The organism is Janthinobacterium sp. Bl 1 (assembly GCF_058215535.1).
In genome coordinates this window covers 5,750,043-5,769,507 of the sequence record NZ_CM177086.1, presented here as the reverse complement: position 1 = coordinate 5,769,507, position 19,465 = coordinate 5,750,043, and the positions used below count along the sequence as shown (strand labels likewise).

Below are 19,465 nucleotides of genomic sequence, written 5' to 3'. Positions count from 1 at the left end.
AGATGGAGACTGCCTATCTTCCAGGTCACGCAAGCACGGCGAAACAGCTCACTTTGCAGAAAATATTTTTCAGCGGGCCGCCAGTTCTATCCTGACGACTTGATGACCCCAGAAGCGCGTGACGGTATGGCGCCGCAGCTGCAGGCTGGCGCCGACGGCGTCGAGGATGGCATCGACATCGGCCAGCGGGTAGGAGCCGGAGACGCGCAGGCCGGCGATGGCGGGCGCGCAGCTCAATGGATGGTCGCTGTAGCGCGACAGCTCGGCGAGGAAATCGGCCAGGCGCATGTCGCGCGCCACCAGCATGCCATTGAGCCACGCGCCGCCATACGGCGCCAGGGCCTGGCGGTGCACGCCCGTGCCGTCGAAATGGGCGCCTTCGCCGGGACGCAGCACCAGGCGCTGCGCGCCATCATCGGCCAGCACGGCGACGGCCCCTTCGAGCACGCCGGCGCTGGCGTATTGCTCGTGCAGGCGCACGGTGAAACGCGTGCCCAGCGCCTGCAGGCTGCCATGCGGCGTGTCGACGAAGAAGGGGCGCTGCGCCGCATCCTTGCCGGTGGCGATAAAGATTTCACCGGCCAGCAGTTCGATGCGGCGCCATGCGCCGTCGTAAGCGATATTCACGGCGCTATTGGTATTGAGCGTGAGCTGCGTGCCATCATCGAGGGTCACCACGCGGCGCTGGTTGACGGCCGTGCGGTAGTCGGCCATCCAGCCGCGCCATGGGCTGCGGCGTTCGAACGCATACAGCGAGGCACCGCAGGCCAGCAGCAGTGCCAGGGTCTTGACGGCGTGGCGGCGCGGCGCGTTCGCTTGCACGCAGGCGCGCAGCAGGGTCGCGTGCACGGCGGACGGCAGGTGTTCGTGCTGCGTTTGCAGCTGCTGCCACGCTTGCGTGGCGCTGCCGGCGCGCTGCAGATGGCGTTTCACGGTGGCCAGCGAGATGCCGAGCTGGCGCGCGATGTCTTCCTGCGGCAGTTCGTCGAGCTGGCGGAGTAAAAAAGCCCGTTTCACGGGAGGCGGCAAGCCGTCGAGCATGCGGTCGAGTTCAAACACGGTGGCCAGCAGTAGCGCCCGATCCTCGGGCGACGGCGCATGCAGGGGCGGCAGCTGCGCCAGCACGTCGAGATAAGCCTGTTCCAGTTTCTGGCGGCGGTAATGGTTGAACAGCACGCGCTGGGCGACGGTGGCGAGAAAGGCGCGCGGTTCGCGCGCGGCGACGGCGTCTTCGCGGTCGAGCAGGCGCATGAAGGTGTCCTGCGCCACATCGGCCGCGCACGCCGTGCTGCCCAGCTTCTTGCGCAGCCAGCCCTGCAGCCAGCCGTGGTGGTCGGCATACAGTGTCGTGATGTCCTGGCGTTGTAACGGCTTTGCCAGCGGCATCGCATTCCCCTTGCATGACCGGCCCGGTGGGCTGGCGTTTTTAAACAATAATAAGAATCATTCTCACTTATTGTAACAAGCGGGGGATGGCGCTGTAAATAACGGGGAGGCGCGGTGTGGTTTTTTGGTTGACGTTATTGAGTGCTGGGGTCTGGCCCGGCGGGTCAGACCCCAAGGACCGTAATCCGACGCCAACCACTGGCGCTAACAATGTTGTCGGATTACGCCCTACGGGCTAATCCGACCTACGTTACCATGCAGAGCAGCCTTAGTAGTTCATCGGTTCACCACGGAAGCATCTGATCGCCGAATCGACCATGCCCTCGGCGCTGCCCTGCAAGCTGTGCTGCTTGCGCAGGTATTGGGCGTCGCTCCATTGCTTGGCCACGTCCGACAGGTGTTTCAGGGCCGGCGTGCTGCCCAGCGCCTCGGCGTGCGGTTCCATCTTGCGCAGCGTCGTCATGATGTCTTCGCGCAGCGACATCGTTTCGTAGGTTTTCGGATGCGTGATGGCGCCATCGAGGCCGAAGCGGCAAGCCTGGAAGCGGTTGTAGTTATACACGAGGTAATCGTCTTCGACCGGCGGCACCTCCTTGCGTTCGAGCAGGTAGCGGCACAGGGCCTGCAGGTAGGCGGCCAGCGCGGCGGCCCGTTCCACCGTCAGCGGCGTGTCGCACACGCGCAGTTCGATGGTGCCGAATTCCGGCTTGGGACGGATATCCCAGTAAAAATCCTTCATGCTCTTGATGATGCCCGTGTTCTCCATCTTGGCGAAATACTCGTTGGAGAACTGGTCCCAGCTCAGGGTGAACGGCGCGCGCCCGCTCATGGGGAACGCGAACACGGAGTTCAGGCGGGCCGAATCGAACAGGGTGTCGCGGCCCTGCACGTAGGGCGAGGAAGCCGACAGGGCGATGAAATGGGGGATGTAGCGGTTCAGCGAATGCAGCAAAAACATGGCGTCGTCGCCCGAGGCGCAGCCGATGTGCACGTGCTGGCCGAAGATGGTGAACTGCTTGGCCAGGTAGCCGTACAGCTCCGAAATCTCCTGGAAGCGGGGCTTGGAAAAGATCTTTTGCGACGACCATTGCTGGAACGGGTGCGTGCCGCCGCCCGCGATGCCGATATTGAGCTTGTCGCCGGCCGTGATCAAGGTGTCGCGGATTTCCTGCAACTGCGCCAGCAGGGGGCCGTGATGCGTGTGCACGCTCGAGTTGATCTCGATCATGCTCTCGGTGATTTCCGGGGTGACGTTGCCGGGGAACGGCTTTTTATTCAGCAGATGCAGCAGGTCGGGGCTGGCGGCCGTCAAGTCATAGTCCGACAGGTTCACCAGTTGCAGTTCGAGTTCGACGCCGAAGGTCAGCGCGGCCGATTGGCCAAAGGGTTCCAGCGGCATTTAGCGCTCCTTGATTTCATGGGTTTCTTTGGCCAGCATCAGCACGCGCTGCACCAGCACGGGGCCGACCAGTTCCAGGCCCAGGGTGATGGCGGCCAGGGCGTTCAATTCGTCGCCGAAGTTCACGCCGTGCTGGCGCGCGTGTTCCAGCAGCAGGATGATGAAGACGGAAACGGGCGTCAGCGCCACGCCCGTCAGCACGCCCTTGCGCCAGGAAATGCCGCTCACGTGCGAAAACGCGGCCACGCCGGCGACCTTCGTCAGCAAGCGTCCGCCGACGACGGCCAGGGCCAGGCCCGCGCCGGCCGTCACGCTGGCCCATTCCAGGGTCGAGGCGGCATACACGAACAGCAGCACCGTCAGCAGCTCGCCCATGGCGCCGAAATTGCGCTGCGCCTGGCTGAAGGCGACACGGCGGTGGCGCGCCACCAGGCCGAAGGTGAGCGTGGCCAGCAGCGGCGACAGGCTGGTGGTGTAGGTCAGGGCGACGAGCAGCATCACCGACAGCGCGAACGCCACGGTGGCGTCCTGCGCCATGTTGCCAAGGCGGCGCAGCATGGCCGGCACGACGATGCCGAAGACGGTGCCGGCGGCCACCGAGGCGGCCAGCACGGCGGCGCTGCTGCTGCTCGCCTCGATCAGGTCGGTGGAGCTTTGGAACATCCAGAAGCCGACGATGATGTTGAACGTGAAGACGGCCAGCACGCAATTCAAGGCCGTGAGGTGGACGATGCGTTCCGTGACCTGGCCCGAGCTGCGCTCCTCGTTGATGACGCGCATGATGGTGGCCGGCGAGGTGGACATGGCCAGCGATGCCAGCAGCAGCGCCGTCATCGAAGTGCTGCCGAATTCGATGCCGATGAAGTAGACGACGGCAAAGGTCAGCAGAGACTCCACCAGGCCCGTGACGGCGATCCACGGGTTGTTCTTCAGCCAGCGCAGGTTGATGCGGTAGCCCACCTCGAACAGGATCAGGCCGAAGGCCACGTCGGCCAGCACCAGCATGGGGCCGGCGTCCGTCTGCGGCAGGATGCCCACCTGTGTCTGCGCGAGGACGAATCCGATCACGCCGTAAAAACTGATGCGCGGCAGGCCCGTCCAGCGGTGGCCGAATTCGCCCACCACCCAGGCCAGGGTAATGGCGAACGGCCAGGACAGGTCGGCGGCGATCGAGATCAGACTTTGCATGCTCATTCCTTTGAAAATGGCGCTGGCACCGGCCGGCAGCACGGGGGCTGGCGCGGCAATGTCGTGGTGCAGCGATGGTGCATTGTTTGCGCAGAGCGATGCGCCGATTCTACCGGAGCAGAAGGCGCGCACGATGTGCGCAATCGAACAGTGTCGCGGCCATGGCGGCCGCGCACAGGATGCAGCAGGGTTGGGCAGGGCTGGTATCAGCGTATGGTACCCGCCCGCAGCGGAGATGCTCCGCACGGTAGTGCCGTGTCGCAGTGTACGGCATGGCGGCCCCCTGCCGCCATGGACTTTTTGTTAGGCGCTTTTATTTACTGAGCAGACGCATGCCCCGCTCCAGCCCGTCGATCGACAAGGGGAACATGCGGTTGTTCATCAACTGCCGCATCACGCCGATCGACTGGCGGTACTGCCACAATCCCTCGGACTCGGGATTGAGCCAGATGAATTTCGGGAACGCCTGGGTAAAGCGCGCCAGCCACGTCGATCCCGCTTCCTCGTTGTTGTACTCGACGCTGCCGCCCGGCTGCAGGATTTCATAGGGGCTCATGGTGGCGTCGCCGACGAAGATCAGCTTGGTGTCGGGCGGGTATTTGCGCAGCACGTCCCAGGTGGGAAAACGCTCGGCGTTGCGGCGCCGGTTGTTCTTCCACAGGTAGTCGTAGACGCAGTTATGGAAGTAAAAGAACTCCATGTTCTTGAATTCCGTCTTCGCCGCCGAAAACAGTTCCTCGGTGCGCTCGATATGGTCATCCATGCTGCCGCCCACGTCGAGCAGCATCAGCACCTTGATGCGGTTCTTGCGCTCGGGCCGCATCCTGATGTCGAGGTAGCCCGCGTTGTTGGCCGTGGCTGCGATGGTGGCGTCCAGCGCCAGTTCATCTTCCGCCCCTTCGCGCGCGAACTTGCGCAGGCGGCGCAAGGCCACCTTGATGTTGCGCGTGCCCAGTTCGCGCTCGCCGTCGTAATCCTTGTAGCTGCGCGCTTCCCACACTTTCACGGCCGTGCGGTTGCCGCCCTTGCCGCCGATGCGGATGCCTTCCGGGTTCGTGCCGCCATTGCCGAACGGCGACGTGCCGCCCGTGCCTATCCACTTGCTGCCGCCTTCGTGGCGCTCCTTCTGCTCCTTCAGCAGTTCGTTCAGGCGGTCCATCAGCTTGTCGTAGCCGAATTTTTCCAGCTGCGCCTTCTGCTCCTCGGACAGTTCGCGCTGCATGCGTTTCAGCAACCAGTCGAGCGGAATCGCCGCGTTCGTGTCGAAGGCCGCGTTGACGCCCTTGAAGTACTGGGCAAACGCGCGGTCGAACTTGTCGAAATGGGCTTCATCCTTGACCAGGGTCAGGCGCGACAGATAGTAAAAATCATCCATCGAAGCGTCGATGACGTTCTTTTGCAGCGCCTCAAGCAAGGTCAAAAATTCCTTGATCGAGACGGGAATCTTCGCGTCCTTGAGCGTGAAGAAGAAATCGATCAGCATGGCGACCGCTCTCCCGCGCGGGGCAGGGCGGCGATGGGGCGCTGCGCCAGCTTGTAGCGCAAATGGGCGGCAATCTCGGGCCACTCGCCGCGCGTGATGCTGTACATGACGGTGTCGCGCACGGTGCCGTCGCGGCGCAGCGCATGGTGGCGCAGCACGCCATCCTTTTTCGCGCCCAGGCGTTCGATGGCCGCCTGCGAGGCGTGGTTGAAATTGTCGGTGCGCAGGCCCACCAGCGCGCAGCCGAGCGTGTCGAAGGCGTGCGTCAGCAACAGCAATTTGCAGGTGGTGTTGACGTGGCTGCGCTGACAGCGCTTCGCATACCAGGTGTAGCCGATTTCCAGGCGCCCGATGGCCGGCACCACGTCGTGGTAGCTGGTGGTGCCGAGCACCTCGCCGCTGGCCGCGTCGACGACGGCAAAGGCGAAGCGCGAAGGGCGCATCTCGATGCCCTTGAAAATGTACTGGTCCACCTGGTCCGGTTCGGGCACGGAGGTGACGCGCAGATTCCACAGTTCGCCATCCATGGCCGCCGCGCGCAGGCCGGCCGCATGGTGAGGCGCCAGCGCTTCGAGGCGGATGCCGTGCAGTTCCAGGGGGACGAAGACCTTGTCGGGGCTGATGTCGTTCACCGGCGCTCCTTAGCGGTTGGTGCGCGACATGAACATCAGGCGCTCGAACAGGTGCACGTCCTGCTCGTTTTTCAGCAGCGCCCCGTGCAGCGGCGGCACGACGGCCTTGTTGTCCTTGCTGCGCAAGGCTTCGGCCGGGATGTCCTCGGCCAGCAGGAGTTTCAGCCAGTCGAGGAATTCCGACGTCGACGGTTTTTTCTTCAGGCCCGGCACGTCGCGCACTTCATAGAAGGTTTGCAGCGCCTGCGCCAGCAATTCCTGTTTCAGGTGCGGGTAGTGGACGGCGACGATCTGCTCCATCGTGTCCTTGTCCGGGAATTTGATGTAGTGGAAGAAGCAGCGGCGCAAAAAGGCGTCCGGCAATTCCTTCTCGTTGTTCGAGGTGATGATGACGAGCGGACGGTGGCGCGCCGTGACCATTTCGCGCGTTTCATACACATAGAATTCCATGCGGTCCAGTTCGCGCAGCAAGTCGTTCGGGAATTCGATGTCGGCCTTGTCGATTTCATCGATCAGCAGCACCACCGGTTCGGGCGCCGTGAACGCCTGCCACAGCACGCCCTTGACGATGTAGTTCTGGATGTCGCGCACGCGCTCGTCGCCCAATTGCGAATCGCGCAGGCGCGAGACGGCGTCGTATTCGTACAGGCCCTGCTGCGCCTTGGTGGTCGATTTGATATGCCATTGCATCAGCGGCATGTTCAGCGCGGCGGCCACTTCCTCGGCCAGCATGGTCTTGCCCGTGCCCGGTTCGCCCTTGATCAGCAGCGGGCGTTGCAGGGTCAGCGCCGCATTCACGGCCAGTTTCAGGTCGGCGGTGGCGACATAGCTGTCGGAACCTTCGAAGCGTTGGCCTTGCTGGGGGTGCTGTGCTTGCATGAGCGGTCTGCCAAAGTAGGGAAATGGTGAGTATAAACAGAACTGTGGCCCAGCGTCACGCGGACGGCCTGTGCCTGCGTGCCTACAATGCGGGTTTTATAGGTGGACTTGCAAGAATATCTTGGCTAGAATCGGCAAGCAGCAGATTAATTGGCAACCTTAATTGTCAACACATAAAATCAAAAAAAACCAGCTCTGGCGTTTCTCCGATTACCTTTGTTCACATTGCCACTATGAAAAAAATATTTGCACTTCTCGTGCTTGCCGGCATAGCAAATGCCGTCACAGCGGCTGACATTGTAGGAAACGCCAAGGCAGCCCCTGCCAAGGTGGAAATGTGTATCGGCTGCCACGGCATTCCCGGTTACAAGGCAACCTTCCCTGAAGTATTCCAGGTGCCGATGATCGGCGGCCAGCCGGCAAAATATATCGAGAATGCGCTGCAAGCCTACAAGAAGGGCGACCGCAAGCACCCCAGCATGAAGGGCATCGCCAGCAGCCTGTCGGACCAGGATATCGCCGATGTCGCCGCGTATTATGCGCAACAAGCCAAGACGAACTGAGGACCAGCCCGATGAAAAAACTACTCGCCGCCCTCGTTTGCGCCACCGTCTCGTTTTCCGCCAGCGCCGCCGGCAATATCAACACAGGCAAGGCCCTGGCCGAAAAATACAGCTGCGCCACCTGCCACGGCAAGGATTACAGTTCGCCCATCGACCCGTCGTACCCCAAACTGGCGGGCCAGCACAAGGATTACCTGGAACATGCGCTGATCGCGTATAAACGGGGCGACAAGGCCAACGGCCGCAACAACGCCATCATGACGGGCCAGGTAAAACCGCTGAGCAACCAGGACATCAAGGACCTGGCCGCTTACCTGCACAGCTTGCCGAGCAGCCTGGTCACTCACCGCTGAGCGGTAACGCCGGCTCAGGCTTTCAGCCCCACCCGGCGAGCAAGTTTATGCAGATTGCTGGCGTCGAGTCCCAGCTGCCGCGCCGCAGCGGCCCAGTTATCCTGATGCAGCACCAGCGCTTGCCGGATGGCCTGGCGCTGGCTCGCTTCCACGATCTGATGCATCGATAGCAGCGGTGCCGCCGGCATGCCGCACGCGGCTGGCGCCAGCGGCAGCGCGTCCGTGCCGGCCGGCGCTTCCAGCGCATCGAGGTCGAGCATATCCGTTTCCAGGGTCACGATGTCCTTGCGGTCCGCGCCGCGTATCACGGCTTTCAGCGCGGCCCGGCTGATCACATGTTCCAGTTCGCGCACATTGCCCGGCCAGCGGTAGTGGCACAAGGCGTTTTCCGCCGCGGCGGACAGGCGCAGGCTGCGCAAGCCCAGGCGCGCGCGGTTCAGTTCCAGGAATCCCCCGGCCAGCAGCAGCACGTCATTGCCCCGCTCGCGCAGCGGCGGAATCGGCACGGGATACACGGATAAACGGTGATACAGATCGGCGCGGAACGAGCCGTCGCGCACATGTTCGCGCAGGCTGCGGTTGGTGGCGGCGATCACGCGCACGTTGACCCGGCGCGGCCGGTCCGCGCCCAGGCGCTGGATTTCGCCATTTTGCAAGGTGCGCAGCAGCTTGGCCTGTATCGACAATGGCAATTCGCCCACTTCATCGAGAAACAGGGTGCCCCCTTCGGCCGCCTCGAAACGCCCGGGCCGGTCGCTGACGGCGCCGGAAAACGCACCGCGCACATGGCCAAACAATTCGCTTTCGGCCAGGGACTCGGGCAAGGCCGCGCAATTGACGTGGATCAAAGGCTTGCCCGCGCGGCGCGACAGCCGGTGCAGGCGGTGCGCGCACAATTCCTTGCCCACGCCCGTCTCTCCCAGCAGCAGCACGGGCAGCTCGGAATCGGCCACCACCTGCAATTCGTGCAGCAAGTGCGTGATGGCGCTGCTCTGGCCCACGAAATCGTGTTCCTCGCGCGGCGCTTGCGCATCGGCCAGCATGGCGCCGCCCGACAGGCGCAGGGCGCGGATTTCCGTTTCCAGGCGCGTCACGCGCACGGCCGCCTCGATGGCGCAGGCCAGTTCGCCCAGGTCGCGCTGCGCCTGCATATCGAAGGTGCCCACCTGCAGCGCGTCGAGCGTGATCACGCCCCAGCGTTCGCCTTCCAGGTCCAGCGCCATGCCCATGCAGTCGTGCACGGGCAGCGGCTCGCCGGCCCGCTCGGCGATCAGGCCATCGTAGGGATCGGGCAGGGAACTGTCGTGATGGAAGCACAGCACGCCGCGTCGCTGCAGGATGGCGGCCAGGCGCGGATGGTCGGCGACGGCGAAGCGGCGTCCCAGCGCATCGTTGGCCAGGCCGGCCATCGCCACGGGGCGCAAATGCTCGCCATCGAGCTTGAGCAAGGCCACGGCCTCGCAGCCGAAGTGGGCGCGCAGGCTGCCGACGAGGCGCTGCAGGCGCACGGCCACGGGCAGGTCGGCGACCAGGTCGGTGAGTAGCAGCAGGTGGATGGCAGTGGTGGTCATAAGTACCATGCAGGGTACAACGGACCATGCTTGAGCAGGGTCATATCGACCCTGCATTTTTCAAATCGTTGATTTAAAACAAGTTTTTCCTGGCACACGGATTGCCTAGGTAAGGGTGCCGAACCGGCATACAAGACCAAGGAAAGCTTGATGAAAACGACTCCCTCCCTCCGCGCCATTGCCGCCGCCGTCTGCGTACTGGCCATGCCCCTGTCCGTGCAAGCCCAGGTGAGCCTCCCTGCCAGCGCCGCCGCTACCGCCGCCAAACCCGCTACCGCCGCAGTCAAGCGCTATGAACTGCAAACCAATATCGTCGACGGCAAGATGGTGTTCATCGACGCCAAGGGCCAGGTCAACCCCGTGCTGGCGGCCAAGGTGGGCGACACGGTGGAACTGGTGCTGAAAAGCGGCGAAGGCGCCGAGCACGATCTGCTGATCCCGGAACTGAATGTGGCCTCGGCCAAGTTCAGCGCCAACAGCGGCAGCACCACCGTGCGCTTCAAGGTCACGCGCGCCGGCACGTTCACCTATTACTGCTCGATCCCCGGCCACCGCCAGATCGGCATGGAAGGCAAGCTGGAAGTGACCGGCACCTCACTGGCCGAGCCGGCAACACCGAAGGCCGCTGGCGCCGGCAGCGCTGCCAGCGAATCGAGCCAGGCCGCCGCGCTGGCCCTGTACACGCCCGCGCCGTCGCCGATGCGCGGCCCCGATCCCTCGGCCGTCAGCGTGGCGGCCAATCCCGCCTCCGTGCCGACCGCCATCGGCGCGCGCGCGCCGCAAACCCTGAAATACCGGATGGAGACGGTAGAACTGCCGGGCAAGCTCGATGACGGCACCAGTTTTACCTACTGGACCTTCAACCGCCAGGTGCCCGGCCCGATGCTGCGCGCGAAGGTGGGCGACACGGTGGAACTGACCCTGTTCAACGCCAAGGACAGCAAGATGATCCACTCGATCGACCTGCACGCCGTGACGGGCGGCCATGGCGGCGGACAGCACACGCAGGTGGCGCCAGGGCAGGAAAAAACCGTCACTTTCAAGGCGCTCAATCCGGGCCTGTATGTGTACCACTGCGCCACGCCGCTGGTGCCGCAGCATATCGCGGCCGGCATGTACGGCATGATCCTGGTCGAACCGGAAGGCGGCCTGTCAAAAGTCGACCGCGAGTACTACGTCATGCAGGGCGAGATGTACACGGGCCGTCCGCACGGCGCCCCCGTGCACCAGGAACCGAACCTGGAAAAAATGGCCAATGAGCTGCCGGACTACTACGTCTTCAACGGCGAAGTGGGCGCCCTGAGCAAGACGCACAAACTGCAGGCGAAAGTCGGCGAAACGGTGCGCATCTATTTCGGCGTCGGCGGCCCGAACAAGATTTCATCGTTCCACATCATCGGCGAGATCTTCGACAAGGTGTACAGCGAAGGCTCGATCAGCAGCCCGAAACACGACGTGCAAACGACGCTTGTGGCACCGGGCGGCGCGACCATCGTCGAACTCAAGGTACAGCATCCTGGCAGCTATCTGCTGGTCGACCATGCGCTGTCGCGCGCCGGCAAGGGCGCCGTGGGCGTGCTGGAAGTGACTGGCGAACCCGTGCCCGGCGTCTACCACGCCGGCGCCCGTCAATAAACCCCATTCATCATCAAGGAAGCATTATGGAAATGATCGACCAATCCCTGGGCCAGCTGGCCCGCCGCATCCCTGGCGCCACGCGCCTGTTCGATGCGCACCGCCTGGATTTCTGCTGCGGCGGCAACAAGACCCTGCGCGCGGCGGCCGAAGCGGCCGGCGTGGACACGGCGTCCATCGTCAAGGAACTGCAAGTGCTGGCAGGACGGACTGACGCCAGCGGCGAGCGTGACTGGCAGGAAGCCTCGGCCACCGAGCTGGTGGAACATATCCTGTCCCGCTACCACGCCGTGCACCGCGAACAGCTGCCCGAGCTGATACGCCTGGCACGCAAGGTCGAGCAGGTACATGGCGACCGCGCCGACTGTCCGCACGGGCTGGCGGAACACCTGTCGGCCATGGCGCAGGAGCTGGAAAGCCATATGCGCAAGGAAGAAGACGTGCTGTTCCCCATGATCGTGCGTGGCCAGGGCCCCCGGGCCGGCGCGCCCATCAACGTGATGCGCATGGAGCACGACGACCATGGCGTGGCCTTGCGCGCGATGGAGGAAATGACGAACGACATCACCGCGCCGGCCGGCGCCTGCACCACCTGGCGCGCGCTGTACACGGGCTTGCGCACCTTCCGCGAAGACCTGATGGCGCACATCCATACTGAAAACAATATCCTGTTCGAGCGCTTTGCGCCGGCCGTGGTGCACTGACAAAGGAAAGACCCATGGGTCCCTACAAAAAACTCTGGTTCACTCTGATCGGTGTGCTGATCGTGACGTTTTCGCTGCTCGGCTACTACGGCGCCGAAGTGTACCGGCAGGCGCCGCCCATCCCCGCGCAGGTGCTGGCACAGGATGGCCGGCAACTGTTCGACCGCGAGGGCATCCTCGATGGCCAAACGGCCTGGCAATCGGTCGGCGGCATGCAGCTGGGCTCCATCTGGGGCCACGGCGCCTACCAGGCGCCCGACTGGACGGCCGACTGGCTGCACCGCGAACTGACGGCCTGGCTTGAACTGGCCGCGCAAGAGCAGCATGGCAAGGCCTATGCGGCGCTCGACGGCCCCACGCAGGCGGCGCTGCGCGAAGCGCTTAAAATCGAATACCGCGGCAACCGCACCGATGATGCGCAAGTGCTGCGCCTGTCGCCGCGCCGCGTGCAAGCGATCGCCAACACGGCGCACTATTACGACCAGCTGTTCTCCGATGCGCCGGCGCTGCAAAAAAGCCGTGAACACTTCGCCATGAAGGAAAACACCCTGCCCAGCGCCGAGCGGCGCACGCAGATGACGCAGTTCTTCTTCTGGACGGCATGGGCCGCCGCGACCGAGCGTCCTGGCCAGAAAGTGACCTATACGAACAACTGGCCGCATGAACCGCTGATCGGCAACCAGCCCAGCGGCGAAAACCTCGTCTGGTCGGTTGCCAGCGTGGTGGTGCTGCTGGCCGGCGTGGGCTTCCTCGTCTGGGGCTGGGCATTCTTGCGCGACCATGACGAGGCGCTGCCGGCGGCCGGTCCGCGCGACCCGCTCACCACGTTCGCGCTGACGCCTTCGCAGCGGGGACTCGGCAAGTACCTGTTCCTCGTGGTGGCGCTGTTCATCTTCCAGGTCTTCATCGGCGGCTTCACGGCGCACTACACGGTGGAAGGGCAGCAGTTCTACGGCATCGACGTGTCGCGCTGGTTCCCGTATGCGCTTACGCGCACCTGGCATATCCAGGCCGCGCTGTTCTGGATCGCCACGGGCTTCCTGGCCGCCGGCCTGTTCCTCGCGCCCCTGATCAATGGCGGCAAGGACCCCAAGTGGCAGCGCCTCGGTGTCGACGTGCTGTTCTGGGCCCTCGTCGCCGTGGTCGTCGGCTCGTTTATCGGCAACTACCTGGCCATCGCGCAAGTGATGCCGCCCGAGTGGAATTTCTGGCTGGGCCACCAGGGTTATGAATATGTGGACCTGGGACGTTTGTGGCAGATCGGTAAATATATCGGCATCCTGCTGTGGCTCGTCTTGATGCTGCGCGGCGTCGTGCCGGCACTGCGCAAGCCGGGCGGCGACAAGAACCTGCTGGCGCTGTTGACCGCATCCGTGGGCGCCATCGGCCTGTTCTACGGCGCCGGCCTGTTCTACGGCGAGCGCACGCACTTGTCGGTGATGGAATACTGGCGCTGGTGGGTGGTGCACCTGTGGGTGGAAGGTTTCTTTGAAGTCTTCGCCACGACGGCGCTGGCCTTCATCTTCTCGACCCTGGGCCTGGTGTCGGTGCGCATGGCCACGGCGGCCAGCCTGGCCTCTGCCTCGCTGTTCATGCTGGGCGGGATACCAGGTACTTTCCACCACCTGTACTTCGCCGGCACCACCACGCCCGTGATGGCCATCGGCGCGAGCTTCAGTGCGCTGGAAGTGGTGCCGCTGATCGTGCTGGGACATGAAGCGTGGGAAAACTGGCGTCTGAAGGAGCGCGCGCCATGGATGGAAAACCTGCGCTGGCCGCTGATGTGCTTTGTCGCCGTCGCCTTCTGGAACATGTTGGGCGCTGGCGTGCTGGGCTTCATGATCAATCCGCCCGTCGCCCTGTACTACATCCAGGGCCTTAACACGACCCCCGTGCATGCGCATGCGGCGCTGTTCGGCGTGTACGGTTTCCTGGCGCTGGGCTTTACCTTGCTGGTGCTGCGCTATCTGCGTCCCGACTACCGCTTCAGCCCTGCCTTGATGAAGACGGCGTTCTGGGGCTTGAATGTGGGCCTGGTCCTGATGATCTTTACCAGCTTGCTGCCGATAGGCATCATCCAGTTCCACGCCAGCGTGACGGAAGGCCTGTGGTATGCGCGCAGCGAGGCATTCATGCAGCAGCCGCTGCTGCAAAACCTGCGCTGGATACGCACCTTCGGCGACGTGGTCTTCATCGGCGGCGCCATCGCCATGGCGCTGCAGGTGGTGCTGGGATTGATGGGCAAGGCGAAGGCACCCGCGCTGCCACAGGCGGTACGGCCAGCCTGATCGGTTGCTGCGCCGCCGAGTGTTGTTGATCGCTCTCCCGAAGCCGTGCTAGCCACGGCTTTTTTCATACAGGGCCAGGAAGACGAGGCCGGCGGCCAGCGGGATATTTTTCGTCAGCGGCCCGAAAGGGTGTATCAGGAATTCCGGCAGGAAGACGGCGATCACCAGTGTATAGCCGGCCACCAGCGCGCACTGCGTCCACCATAGCAACGGCCTGGCATGGAACAGCGAGGCGATGCCCATGGCCAGGTCGGCCAGGCATGAGGCGGCAAACACGTGTTCCGTATGCAGCGTGATGCCGCTGCGGCGCAGCCATGCGAGCGATTCGGCATGCGGATACAGATACCAGGACACAAACGCCGTCCATAGCCAGATAAAAGCCATGCCGAGGCGCATGGCCCAGTACAGCCCTTGCAGCTTGGCTGGCGTCATGGCGCGGGCTTGGCAACCATCAGCCAGTAGACCAGCATGAGCGCGGCAAATGCGGGCACGCCAAGCCAGAACCAGCAGCGCGCATAGACCCAGTACAGGCGCGGCAGCGGTGTGCCCGTGTCGTCAGCCAGGCGGGCCAGGCTGCGCATGCGGATCTGCAGCCATACCACGGGTAGCCAGCAGGCGCCGGCCACCGCATACAGCAGCATCGAGGCGAGGACCCAGCCGGACAGGATCGGATAGCCGGCCAGGTGCGCCAGGGCCAGTCCGGACAGCGGCTGGACAATGACGGCCGGCGCGGTGAACAGCCAATCGGCCAGCACGGTCTTTTCGGCCGACAGGCGGATCGCACGCACCTCGCCACTCCGGTCGTTGATCCACTTGAAGAAAGCGATGCCGATGCCCGTGCCAAACAGGATGGTGGCGCTGAGGATGTGCAGCCATTTGACGAACAGGTACCAGCTCATGCCGGTACCTCGGTCACGTCATGGCCTTGCAGCGCGGCCAGGTAATTTTCCACCGTGAGCAGGCCGACGCAGGGCATCGCGCCGCGCGGTAGCGGCGCACCACCGCTGCTGGCGCTGGCCAACCGGTGCGCCAGCGCGATCGACGCGCCGCACGGGATATGCGGGCCGTGGTTTTGCGCCGCCAGCAATTGCCAGGTCAGCGTCAGCGGCAGGCCATCGAGTCCCGTGCCTTGCAGCGTCACGAACATCGCGCCTTTGTCGCTGACCAGCGGTTCCACCCATTGGCTGATGGCGTGCAATGGCCTGACCAGCGGCAGCAGGCTGCGCAACAGGCCCAGGCGCACCAGTTGCGCGGCGGCCCAGACGAACAGATGGCCGGGCGCACCGGCAAAACCGGCGTGAAAAGTGACGGTGTCGAGGCCCGGATAGCGTTGCGGGAACAGTGCCAGGTCGGGCACGTCGCAGCTGCCCAGCAAGCGCCGTCCCACGGGCGCGGCAAAGCGGTGGCGTTTCAGGTCGAGCCAGCCGTGCGTGGTCTGCTGGCTGCCGGCAACCAGGCGCTGGAACGGTTTGCCACAGTACGAGAAGATGCCTGCCATGGTAGCGATGCCCGGCGCGCGGGCGCCGGAGGCGATGCCGTGGCGGATCGATGTGAGCTGGCGAAAGCGCGGCAGGTAGCGGTCCACCACGGCCGAGGACAGCGCTGGCAGCGAGCTGGCGCCGCTGGTGATGAACACGCCGCGCTGGCGCGCCAGGTCGTCGAGGCTGGCGATGCCGGCGACAAAATCGCGGCCGTCGGCCAGGTCGATATAGTTGGCGCCGGCCTCGATCGCCGCACGGGCGACGCGGTAATCCTGGCCCTGGAACGGGCCTGCGGTATGGATCAGCGTATCGACGCCCAGTTCGGTCAGGCGCCGCGCCAGATCAGGTGCATCGGCATCGAGCGCCAGTGCTTGCCGCGGTGGCAAGCCCAATTGCGCCGCCAGTGCCTTGGCCCTGGCGGCGTCGCGCCCGGCCACCAGTAGATGGATATTCTGATTGCCGGCTAGCGTCTGGCAAATGCGCGTGCCGAAAAAACCGTAACCGCCGAGTACGAGAATGGTGTGATGGGCCAAGATATCCTTCAGTGGCTGAGTTTCTTGGCAACATGATACTACCTGATCAGCGGCGCCGCACGCAGTCGATATACGCGTCCGTATCCGGCGGCAAACCCGAGCGCTGCGAAGCCCAGATCATCTGGCCCAGGCATTCCATCACTTCGTGCTGGGCGGCATGGGCCGAATCGAGGCGCTGGGTCAGCTGCTGGACGGCCGGGCGGATGCCGCGCGGCTGGTCCACCTGCACCTGCTCCGTGATCGACAGATGCATGGACAGGTGCAGGAACGGGTTGGCATGGCCCCCTTCGACGGAGTAGTCGCGCGCCAGCGCCGCTTCGACGTCGGAGAGCTCGTTTTCATACTCGGGGTGTTCGAGTATCCAGTCGAGCGCGATGGCTTCCATCGGCGTGAGGATTTCATGGGCGCGGTGCTTGCGCAAGGTGTCGCAAAAGAAGCGGCGCACGTCGTCGGAAGAGGGGTTGAACATGGCTGAATGGCTATGGCTAAAGGGCAGCCGGCATTGTACCGCGTACGTCAACGAAGGGCATCGAGGATGCCCTTTTTTCCGTCTGGCGCCCGCTTTCATGACCCGATAGTCACCGAAATTTAATACCCTGCAGTAAGTATTATCCACTACCGCCACGGCCCGGTGGCGCCAAATAACGGTGATAAAATCGCCGCTCTTGATATTTGCTCTGGACACGATGACGATTTTGTTGTCATTCCGTGCTTCCATTGCCCGCACCTTTGCCACCAGATCTTGCTCCTGGTTTATCCCGGAGCGCGGCAGCATGCCTATCACCATCGACTTGACCTGTCCGGCCGCCCTGGCGTTCCGGCTGGCGGGCTGTTTGCATTCCATGCAGCGATGGTGCCGCCACGGTGGCGCGCAAGAATCATCCTTCAGTATTCATAAACGGAGTTACGTATGCGTAAATCGCTATTACTTTTGATGTCGTGCCTGATCCTGGCGGCATGTAACAAGACCCCTCCGGCCTCGTCCGAAAAACCGGTCGACGTGCTGCTGATCGGCGCCGGCACCATGAGCGCCACCCTGGGCAGCATGCTCAAGGAACTCGATCCGTCGCTGACGATGGAAATGGTCGAGCGCCTCGATTCCGTGGCCGCCGAAAGCTCGGACGCGATGAACAACGCGGGCACGGGCCACTCGGCGTTTGCCGAACTGAACTACACGCCGGAAGCGGCCGATGGCAGCATCGAGACCAAGAAAGCCGTTGCCATCAACGAGCAATTCGAAATTTCCAAGCAGTTCTGGGCCTATCAGGTCGCCAACAAGCACCTGGGCGCGCCGCAAACCTTCATCAACAATGTGCCGCACATGGCCTTTGTGTGGGGTGACGACAATATTTCCTTTTTGAAGAAGCGCTATGCCGCGCTGCAAAAGGAAAACCTGTTCAAGGGCATGCTGTTCTCGGAAGACCTGGCGCAGATCGAGCAGTGGGCGCCGCTCGTCATGCAAGGCCGTGACAAGGGCCAGAAAGTGGCGGCGACGCGCATGGAAATCGGTACCGACGTCAATTTCGGCAACCTCACGCGCGGTCTCGTGAAATACCTGACGGACAGCCACGGCATGGTCCTGCACCTGCGCCACCAGGTGGAAGACATCCAGCGCGGCGCCGATGGCGTGTGGAATGTGACGGTGAAAGACTTGAACGCTGGCAAGGAAAAGACCATGCGCGCCAAGTTTGTCTTCATCGGCGCCGGCGGCGGTTCGCTGCCGCTGCTGGAAAAATCGGGCATTCCTGAAGCCAAGGGCTACGGCGGCGTGCCGGTCGGCGGCCAATGGCTGGTGACGACCAATCCTGAACTGGTGGCGGCGCATGCGGCCAAGGTCTACGGCAAGGCATCCGTCGGTTCGCCGCCGATGTCCGTACCGCATCTGGACACGCGCATCATCGATGGCAAGAAAGCCCTGCTGTTTGGTCCGTTTGCCACTTTCTCGACCAAGTTCCTGAAAAACGGTTCGTGGATCGATTTGCCTGCCTCGATCGGCACGGGCAATGTAAAACCGATGCTGCAAGCCGGCTACGACAATATTCCGCTGACGAAATACCTGGTGGAACAGGTCATGAACTCGCCGGAAGACCGTTTGAAGACCCTGCGCGAATACCTGCCGAACGCCAAGATGGAAGACTGGACCCTGCAAAACGCCGGTCAGCGCGTGCAGATCGTCAAGGATGACCCTGTCAAAGGCGGCTTGCTGCAGTTCGGCACGGAAGTCGTCGGCGCCGCCGATGGCAGCATCGTCGCCCTGCTGGGTGCATCGCCAGGCGCCTCGACCGCGCCGCCGATCATGATCAAGGTGCTGCAAACGGCATTCAAGAGCCGCCTGGCAACACCGGAATGGCAAGCGAAGATGGTGGAAATGGTGCCGTCGTACGGTCAAAAGCTGAACAACGACCCGGCCCTGGCCAACAAGATCCGCCACTACAGCAGCAATATCCTGGGCCTCAAAGCCATCACGCTGGATGTTCCCGCCGCTGCGCCAGTTACTGCAGCAAACTAAGCCAGCCTGACCGGCAGGGGAGTTTCCTGCCGGCATGAAAAAAGGGGCAGCCTGTTCAGGCTGCCCCTTTTGCGTGGGAGAGTGCGTTCATTGCGGCGGACTACTCCTTGCCTGGCAGAATCAGCTCCGGCGTACACCCTTCGGCGGCAATGCCGTCGCAAGGCTTGGCCACAGCCGTACCGTCCTGTGCCCGTGGCGCATGGGGCTGGCGCAGGTAGCGCGACGTGTGGCGGTGCGCTTGCTGTGCGTTGCCATGCACGGGCCAGGTCAGGAAGCGGGACAGCTCCTGCAAGGCGCGCTGGTACACATCGCGTTTAAATTCAATGACGACATCGAGCGGGACCCAGTATTCATGCCAGCGCCAGGCGTCGAACTCGGGATGGTCGGTCAAGCGCAGATTGACGTCGTTATCGCGCGCGCACATTCTCAGCAGAAACCAAATCTGCTTCTGGCCACGGTAATGGCCGCGAATCTCGCGCTTGATGAAGTGGTCTGGCACTTCATAGCGCAGCCAGTCGCGGGTGCGGCCGACAATTTTGACGTGTTCCTGTCTGAGTCCGATTTCCTCTTCAAGTTCGCGAAACATGGCTTGTTCCGGTGTTTCGCCATATTTGATACCGCCTTGCGGAAACTGCCATGAGTGCTCGCGCACCCGCTTGCCCCACCACACCTCGTTCTGGGCGTTTAGCAGGATGATGCCGACGTTGGGCCGAAACCCTTCACGGTCGAGCATAATGCACCTCAAACTTTCTGCGACAGAGCGTCCTTTTTTACATAATTACCCACAACTTCGCAAGCCGGTGACCTTTTCGGGGTGCGAAAAGCGCCGGAATCGCACCAATTGAGCGCATTTGTGTAAAG

Annotated in this window: 18 protein-coding genes and 1 pseudogene; 6 read left to right on the top strand and 13 right to left on the bottom strand. The window is 63.3% G+C overall.

The features are described 5' to 3' along the window. Nucleotides 1–69: 69 nt before the first annotated feature. The 7 genes and pseudogenes from AC4BCN_RS26060 to AC4BCN_RS26030 form a co-directional block, all read right to left on the bottom strand. A complete protein-coding gene (locus tag AC4BCN_RS26060; RefSeq protein ID WP_235194167.1) occupies nt 70–714 on the bottom strand; it encodes a FecR domain-containing protein in 645 nt (214 codons plus the stop codon). 189 nt (nt 715–903) lie between these two features. Next, nucleotides 904–1,386 (bottom strand): annotated as a pseudogene (locus tag AC4BCN_RS26055) (sigma-70 family RNA polymerase sigma factor); the annotation flags it as partial. A 268-nt stretch (nt 1,387–1,654) separates the two neighbouring features. Then, the gene (locus AC4BCN_RS26050; protein WP_034746510.1) at nt 1,655–2,785 is read right to left on the bottom strand and encodes a YbdK family carboxylate-amine ligase; all 1,131 of its coding nucleotides are present in this window, start codon (nt 2,783–2,785) and stop codon (nt 1,655–1,657) included. Further along, nucleotides 2,786–3,973 (bottom strand): cation:proton antiporter, encoded by a 1,188-nt coding sequence (locus AC4BCN_RS26045; RefSeq protein WP_046684256.1) that lies wholly within the window; start codon nt 3,971–3,973, stop codon nt 2,786–2,788. 313 nt (nt 3,974–4,286) lie between these two features. Then, entirely contained in the window at nt 4,287–5,456 is a 1,170-nt protein-coding gene (locus AC4BCN_RS26040; RefSeq protein ID WP_034746518.1) for a vWA domain-containing protein, read from the bottom strand. After that, complete coding sequence (locus tag AC4BCN_RS26035; RefSeq protein WP_139090735.1) at nt 5,450–6,088, bottom strand: GNAT family N-acetyltransferase; 639 nt, start codon at nt 6,086–6,088, stop codon at nt 5,450–5,452. The genes AC4BCN_RS26040 and AC4BCN_RS26035 overlap by 7 nt, the downstream gene beginning before the upstream one ends. 9 nt (nt 6,089–6,097) lie before the next feature. Then, nucleotides 6,098–6,967, bottom strand: a complete 870-nt coding sequence (locus tag AC4BCN_RS26030; protein WP_219888207.1) for an AAA family ATPase — start codon at nt 6,965–6,967, stop codon at nt 6,098–6,100. A gap of 233 nt (nt 6,968–7,200) precedes the next feature. On the opposite strand from AC4BCN_RS26030, the gene AC4BCN_RS26025 reads away from it, so the two are divergent. Beyond that, nucleotides 7,201–7,530: a c-type cytochrome gene (locus AC4BCN_RS26025; protein WP_034746524.1), complete on the top strand. Its 330-nt coding sequence runs from the start codon at nt 7,201–7,203 to the stop codon at nt 7,528–7,530. A gap of 11 nt (nt 7,531–7,541) precedes the next feature. After that, nucleotides 7,542–7,883 (top strand): c-type cytochrome, encoded by a 342-nt coding sequence (locus AC4BCN_RS26020; protein ID WP_219327931.1) that lies wholly within the window; start codon nt 7,542–7,544, stop codon nt 7,881–7,883. Nucleotides 7,884–7,897: 14 nt separating this feature from the next. Here the strand turns inward: AC4BCN_RS26020 and norR are convergent, their stop codons facing one another. Then, nucleotides 7,898–9,454 (bottom strand): nitric oxide reductase transcriptional regulator NorR, encoded by a 1,557-nt coding sequence (gene norR / locus AC4BCN_RS26015; protein WP_490492080.1) that lies wholly within the window; start codon nt 9,452–9,454, stop codon nt 7,898–7,900. A 150-nt stretch (nt 9,455–9,604) separates the two neighbouring features. Between norR and nirK the strand changes: the two genes are divergently transcribed. The 3 genes from nirK to AC4BCN_RS26000 are packed head-to-tail and all read left to right on the top strand — an operon-like array spanning nt 9,605 to nt 14,081. Beyond that, nucleotides 9,605–11,089 (top strand): copper-containing nitrite reductase, encoded by a 1,485-nt coding sequence (gene nirK, locus AC4BCN_RS26010; RefSeq protein ID WP_490492079.1) that lies wholly within the window; start codon nt 9,605–9,607, stop codon nt 11,087–11,089. 26 nt (nt 11,090–11,115) lie between these two features. Then, nucleotides 11,116–11,793, top strand: coding sequence for an iron-sulfur cluster repair protein YtfE (gene ytfE / locus AC4BCN_RS26005; protein WP_139090739.1), 678 nt, complete (start codon nt 11,116–11,118; stop codon nt 11,791–11,793). Between the two features lie 14 nt (nt 11,794–11,807). Continuing rightward, nucleotides 11,808–14,081 (top strand): nitric-oxide reductase large subunit, encoded by a 2,274-nt coding sequence (locus AC4BCN_RS26000; RefSeq protein WP_490492078.1) that lies wholly within the window; start codon nt 11,808–11,810, stop codon nt 14,079–14,081. Between the two features lie 48 nt (nt 14,082–14,129). Here the strand turns inward: AC4BCN_RS26000 and AC4BCN_RS25995 are convergent, their stop codons facing one another. The 4 genes from AC4BCN_RS25995 to AC4BCN_RS25980 are packed head-to-tail and all read right to left on the bottom strand — an operon-like array spanning nt 14,130 to nt 16,564. Continuing rightward, nucleotides 14,130–14,513: a DoxX-like family protein gene (locus tag AC4BCN_RS25995; protein ID WP_051990782.1), complete on the bottom strand. Its 384-nt coding sequence runs from the start codon at nt 14,511–14,513 to the stop codon at nt 14,130–14,132. After that, nucleotides 14,510–14,980, bottom strand: a complete 471-nt coding sequence (locus AC4BCN_RS25990) for a DUF2269 family protein (RefSeq protein WP_338679758.1) — start codon at nt 14,978–14,980, stop codon at nt 14,510–14,512. The genes AC4BCN_RS25995 and AC4BCN_RS25990 overlap by 4 nt, the downstream gene beginning before the upstream one ends. After that, complete coding sequence (locus AC4BCN_RS25985) at nt 14,977–16,095, bottom strand: saccharopine dehydrogenase family protein (RefSeq protein ID WP_338679757.1); 1,119 nt, start codon at nt 16,093–16,095, stop codon at nt 14,977–14,979. The genes AC4BCN_RS25990 and AC4BCN_RS25985 overlap by 4 nt, the downstream gene beginning before the upstream one ends. Nucleotides 16,096–16,141: 46 nt before the next feature. After that, the gene (locus tag AC4BCN_RS25980) at nt 16,142–16,564 is read right to left on the bottom strand and encodes a DUF1841 family protein (protein WP_338679756.1); all 423 of its coding nucleotides are present in this window, start codon (nt 16,562–16,564) and stop codon (nt 16,142–16,144) included. A gap of 441 nt (nt 16,565–17,005) precedes the next feature. Between AC4BCN_RS25980 and mqo the strand changes: the two genes are divergently transcribed. Continuing rightward, complete coding sequence (gene mqo, locus AC4BCN_RS25975) at nt 17,006–18,604, top strand: malate dehydrogenase (quinone) (RefSeq protein WP_338679755.1); 1,599 nt, start codon at nt 17,006–17,008, stop codon at nt 18,602–18,604. Nucleotides 18,605–18,704: 100 nt separating this feature from the next. On the opposite strand, the gene AC4BCN_RS25970 is transcribed toward mqo, so the two are convergent. After that, a complete protein-coding gene (locus tag AC4BCN_RS25970) occupies nt 18,705–19,337 on the bottom strand; it encodes an RNA pyrophosphohydrolase (RefSeq protein ID WP_034746553.1) in 633 nt (210 codons plus the stop codon). Between the last annotated feature and the right edge of the window lie 128 nt (nt 19,338–19,465).

Coding starts and splice junctions, on each gene's coding strand:
- AC4BCN_RS26000 (WP_490492078.1), top strand. CDS start 11,808: ATGGGTCCCTACAAAAAACTCTGGTTCACTCTGATCGGTGTGCTGATC.
- AC4BCN_RS26030 (WP_219888207.1), bottom strand. CDS start 6,967: ATGCAAGCACAGCACCCCCAGCAAGGCCAACGCTTCGAAGGTTCCGAC.
- nirK (WP_490492079.1), top strand. CDS start 9,605: ATGAAAACGACTCCCTCCCTCCGCGCCATTGCCGCCGCCGTCTGCGTA.
- norR (WP_490492080.1), bottom strand. CDS start 9,454: ATGACCACCACTGCCATCCACCTGCTGCTACTCACCGACCTGGTCGCC.
- AC4BCN_RS26045 (WP_046684256.1), bottom strand. CDS start 3,973: ATGCAAAGTCTGATCTCGATCGCCGCCGACCTGTCCTGGCCGTTCGCC.
- mqo (WP_338679755.1), top strand. CDS start 17,006: ATGCGTAAATCGCTATTACTTTTGATGTCGTGCCTGATCCTGGCGGCA.
- AC4BCN_RS25990 (WP_338679758.1), bottom strand. CDS start 14,980: ATGAGCTGGTACCTGTTCGTCAAATGGCTGCACATCCTCAGCGCCACC.
- AC4BCN_RS25980 (WP_338679756.1), bottom strand. CDS start 16,564: ATGTTCAACCCCTCTTCCGACGACGTGCGCCGCTTCTTTTGCGACACC.
- AC4BCN_RS26050 (WP_034746510.1), bottom strand. CDS start 2,785: ATGCCGCTGGAACCCTTTGGCCAATCGGCCGCGCTGACCTTCGGCGTC.
- AC4BCN_RS26020 (WP_219327931.1), top strand. CDS start 7,542: ATGAAAAAACTACTCGCCGCCCTCGTTTGCGCCACCGTCTCGTTTTCC.
- AC4BCN_RS26060 (WP_235194167.1), bottom strand. CDS start 714: ATGGCCGACTACCGCACGGCCGTCAACCAGCGCCGCGTGGTGACCCTC.
- AC4BCN_RS25995 (WP_051990782.1), bottom strand. CDS start 14,513: ATGACGCCAGCCAAGCTGCAAGGGCTGTACTGGGCCATGCGCCTCGGC.
- AC4BCN_RS26025 (WP_034746524.1), top strand. CDS start 7,201: ATGAAAAAAATATTTGCACTTCTCGTGCTTGCCGGCATAGCAAATGCC.
- AC4BCN_RS26040 (WP_034746518.1), bottom strand. CDS start 5,456: ATGCTGATCGATTTCTTCTTCACGCTCAAGGACGCGAAGATTCCCGTC.
- AC4BCN_RS25970 (WP_034746553.1), bottom strand. CDS start 19,337: ATGCTCGACCGTGAAGGGTTTCGGCCCAACGTCGGCATCATCCTGCTA.
- ytfE (WP_139090739.1), top strand. CDS start 11,116: ATGGAAATGATCGACCAATCCCTGGGCCAGCTGGCCCGCCGCATCCCT.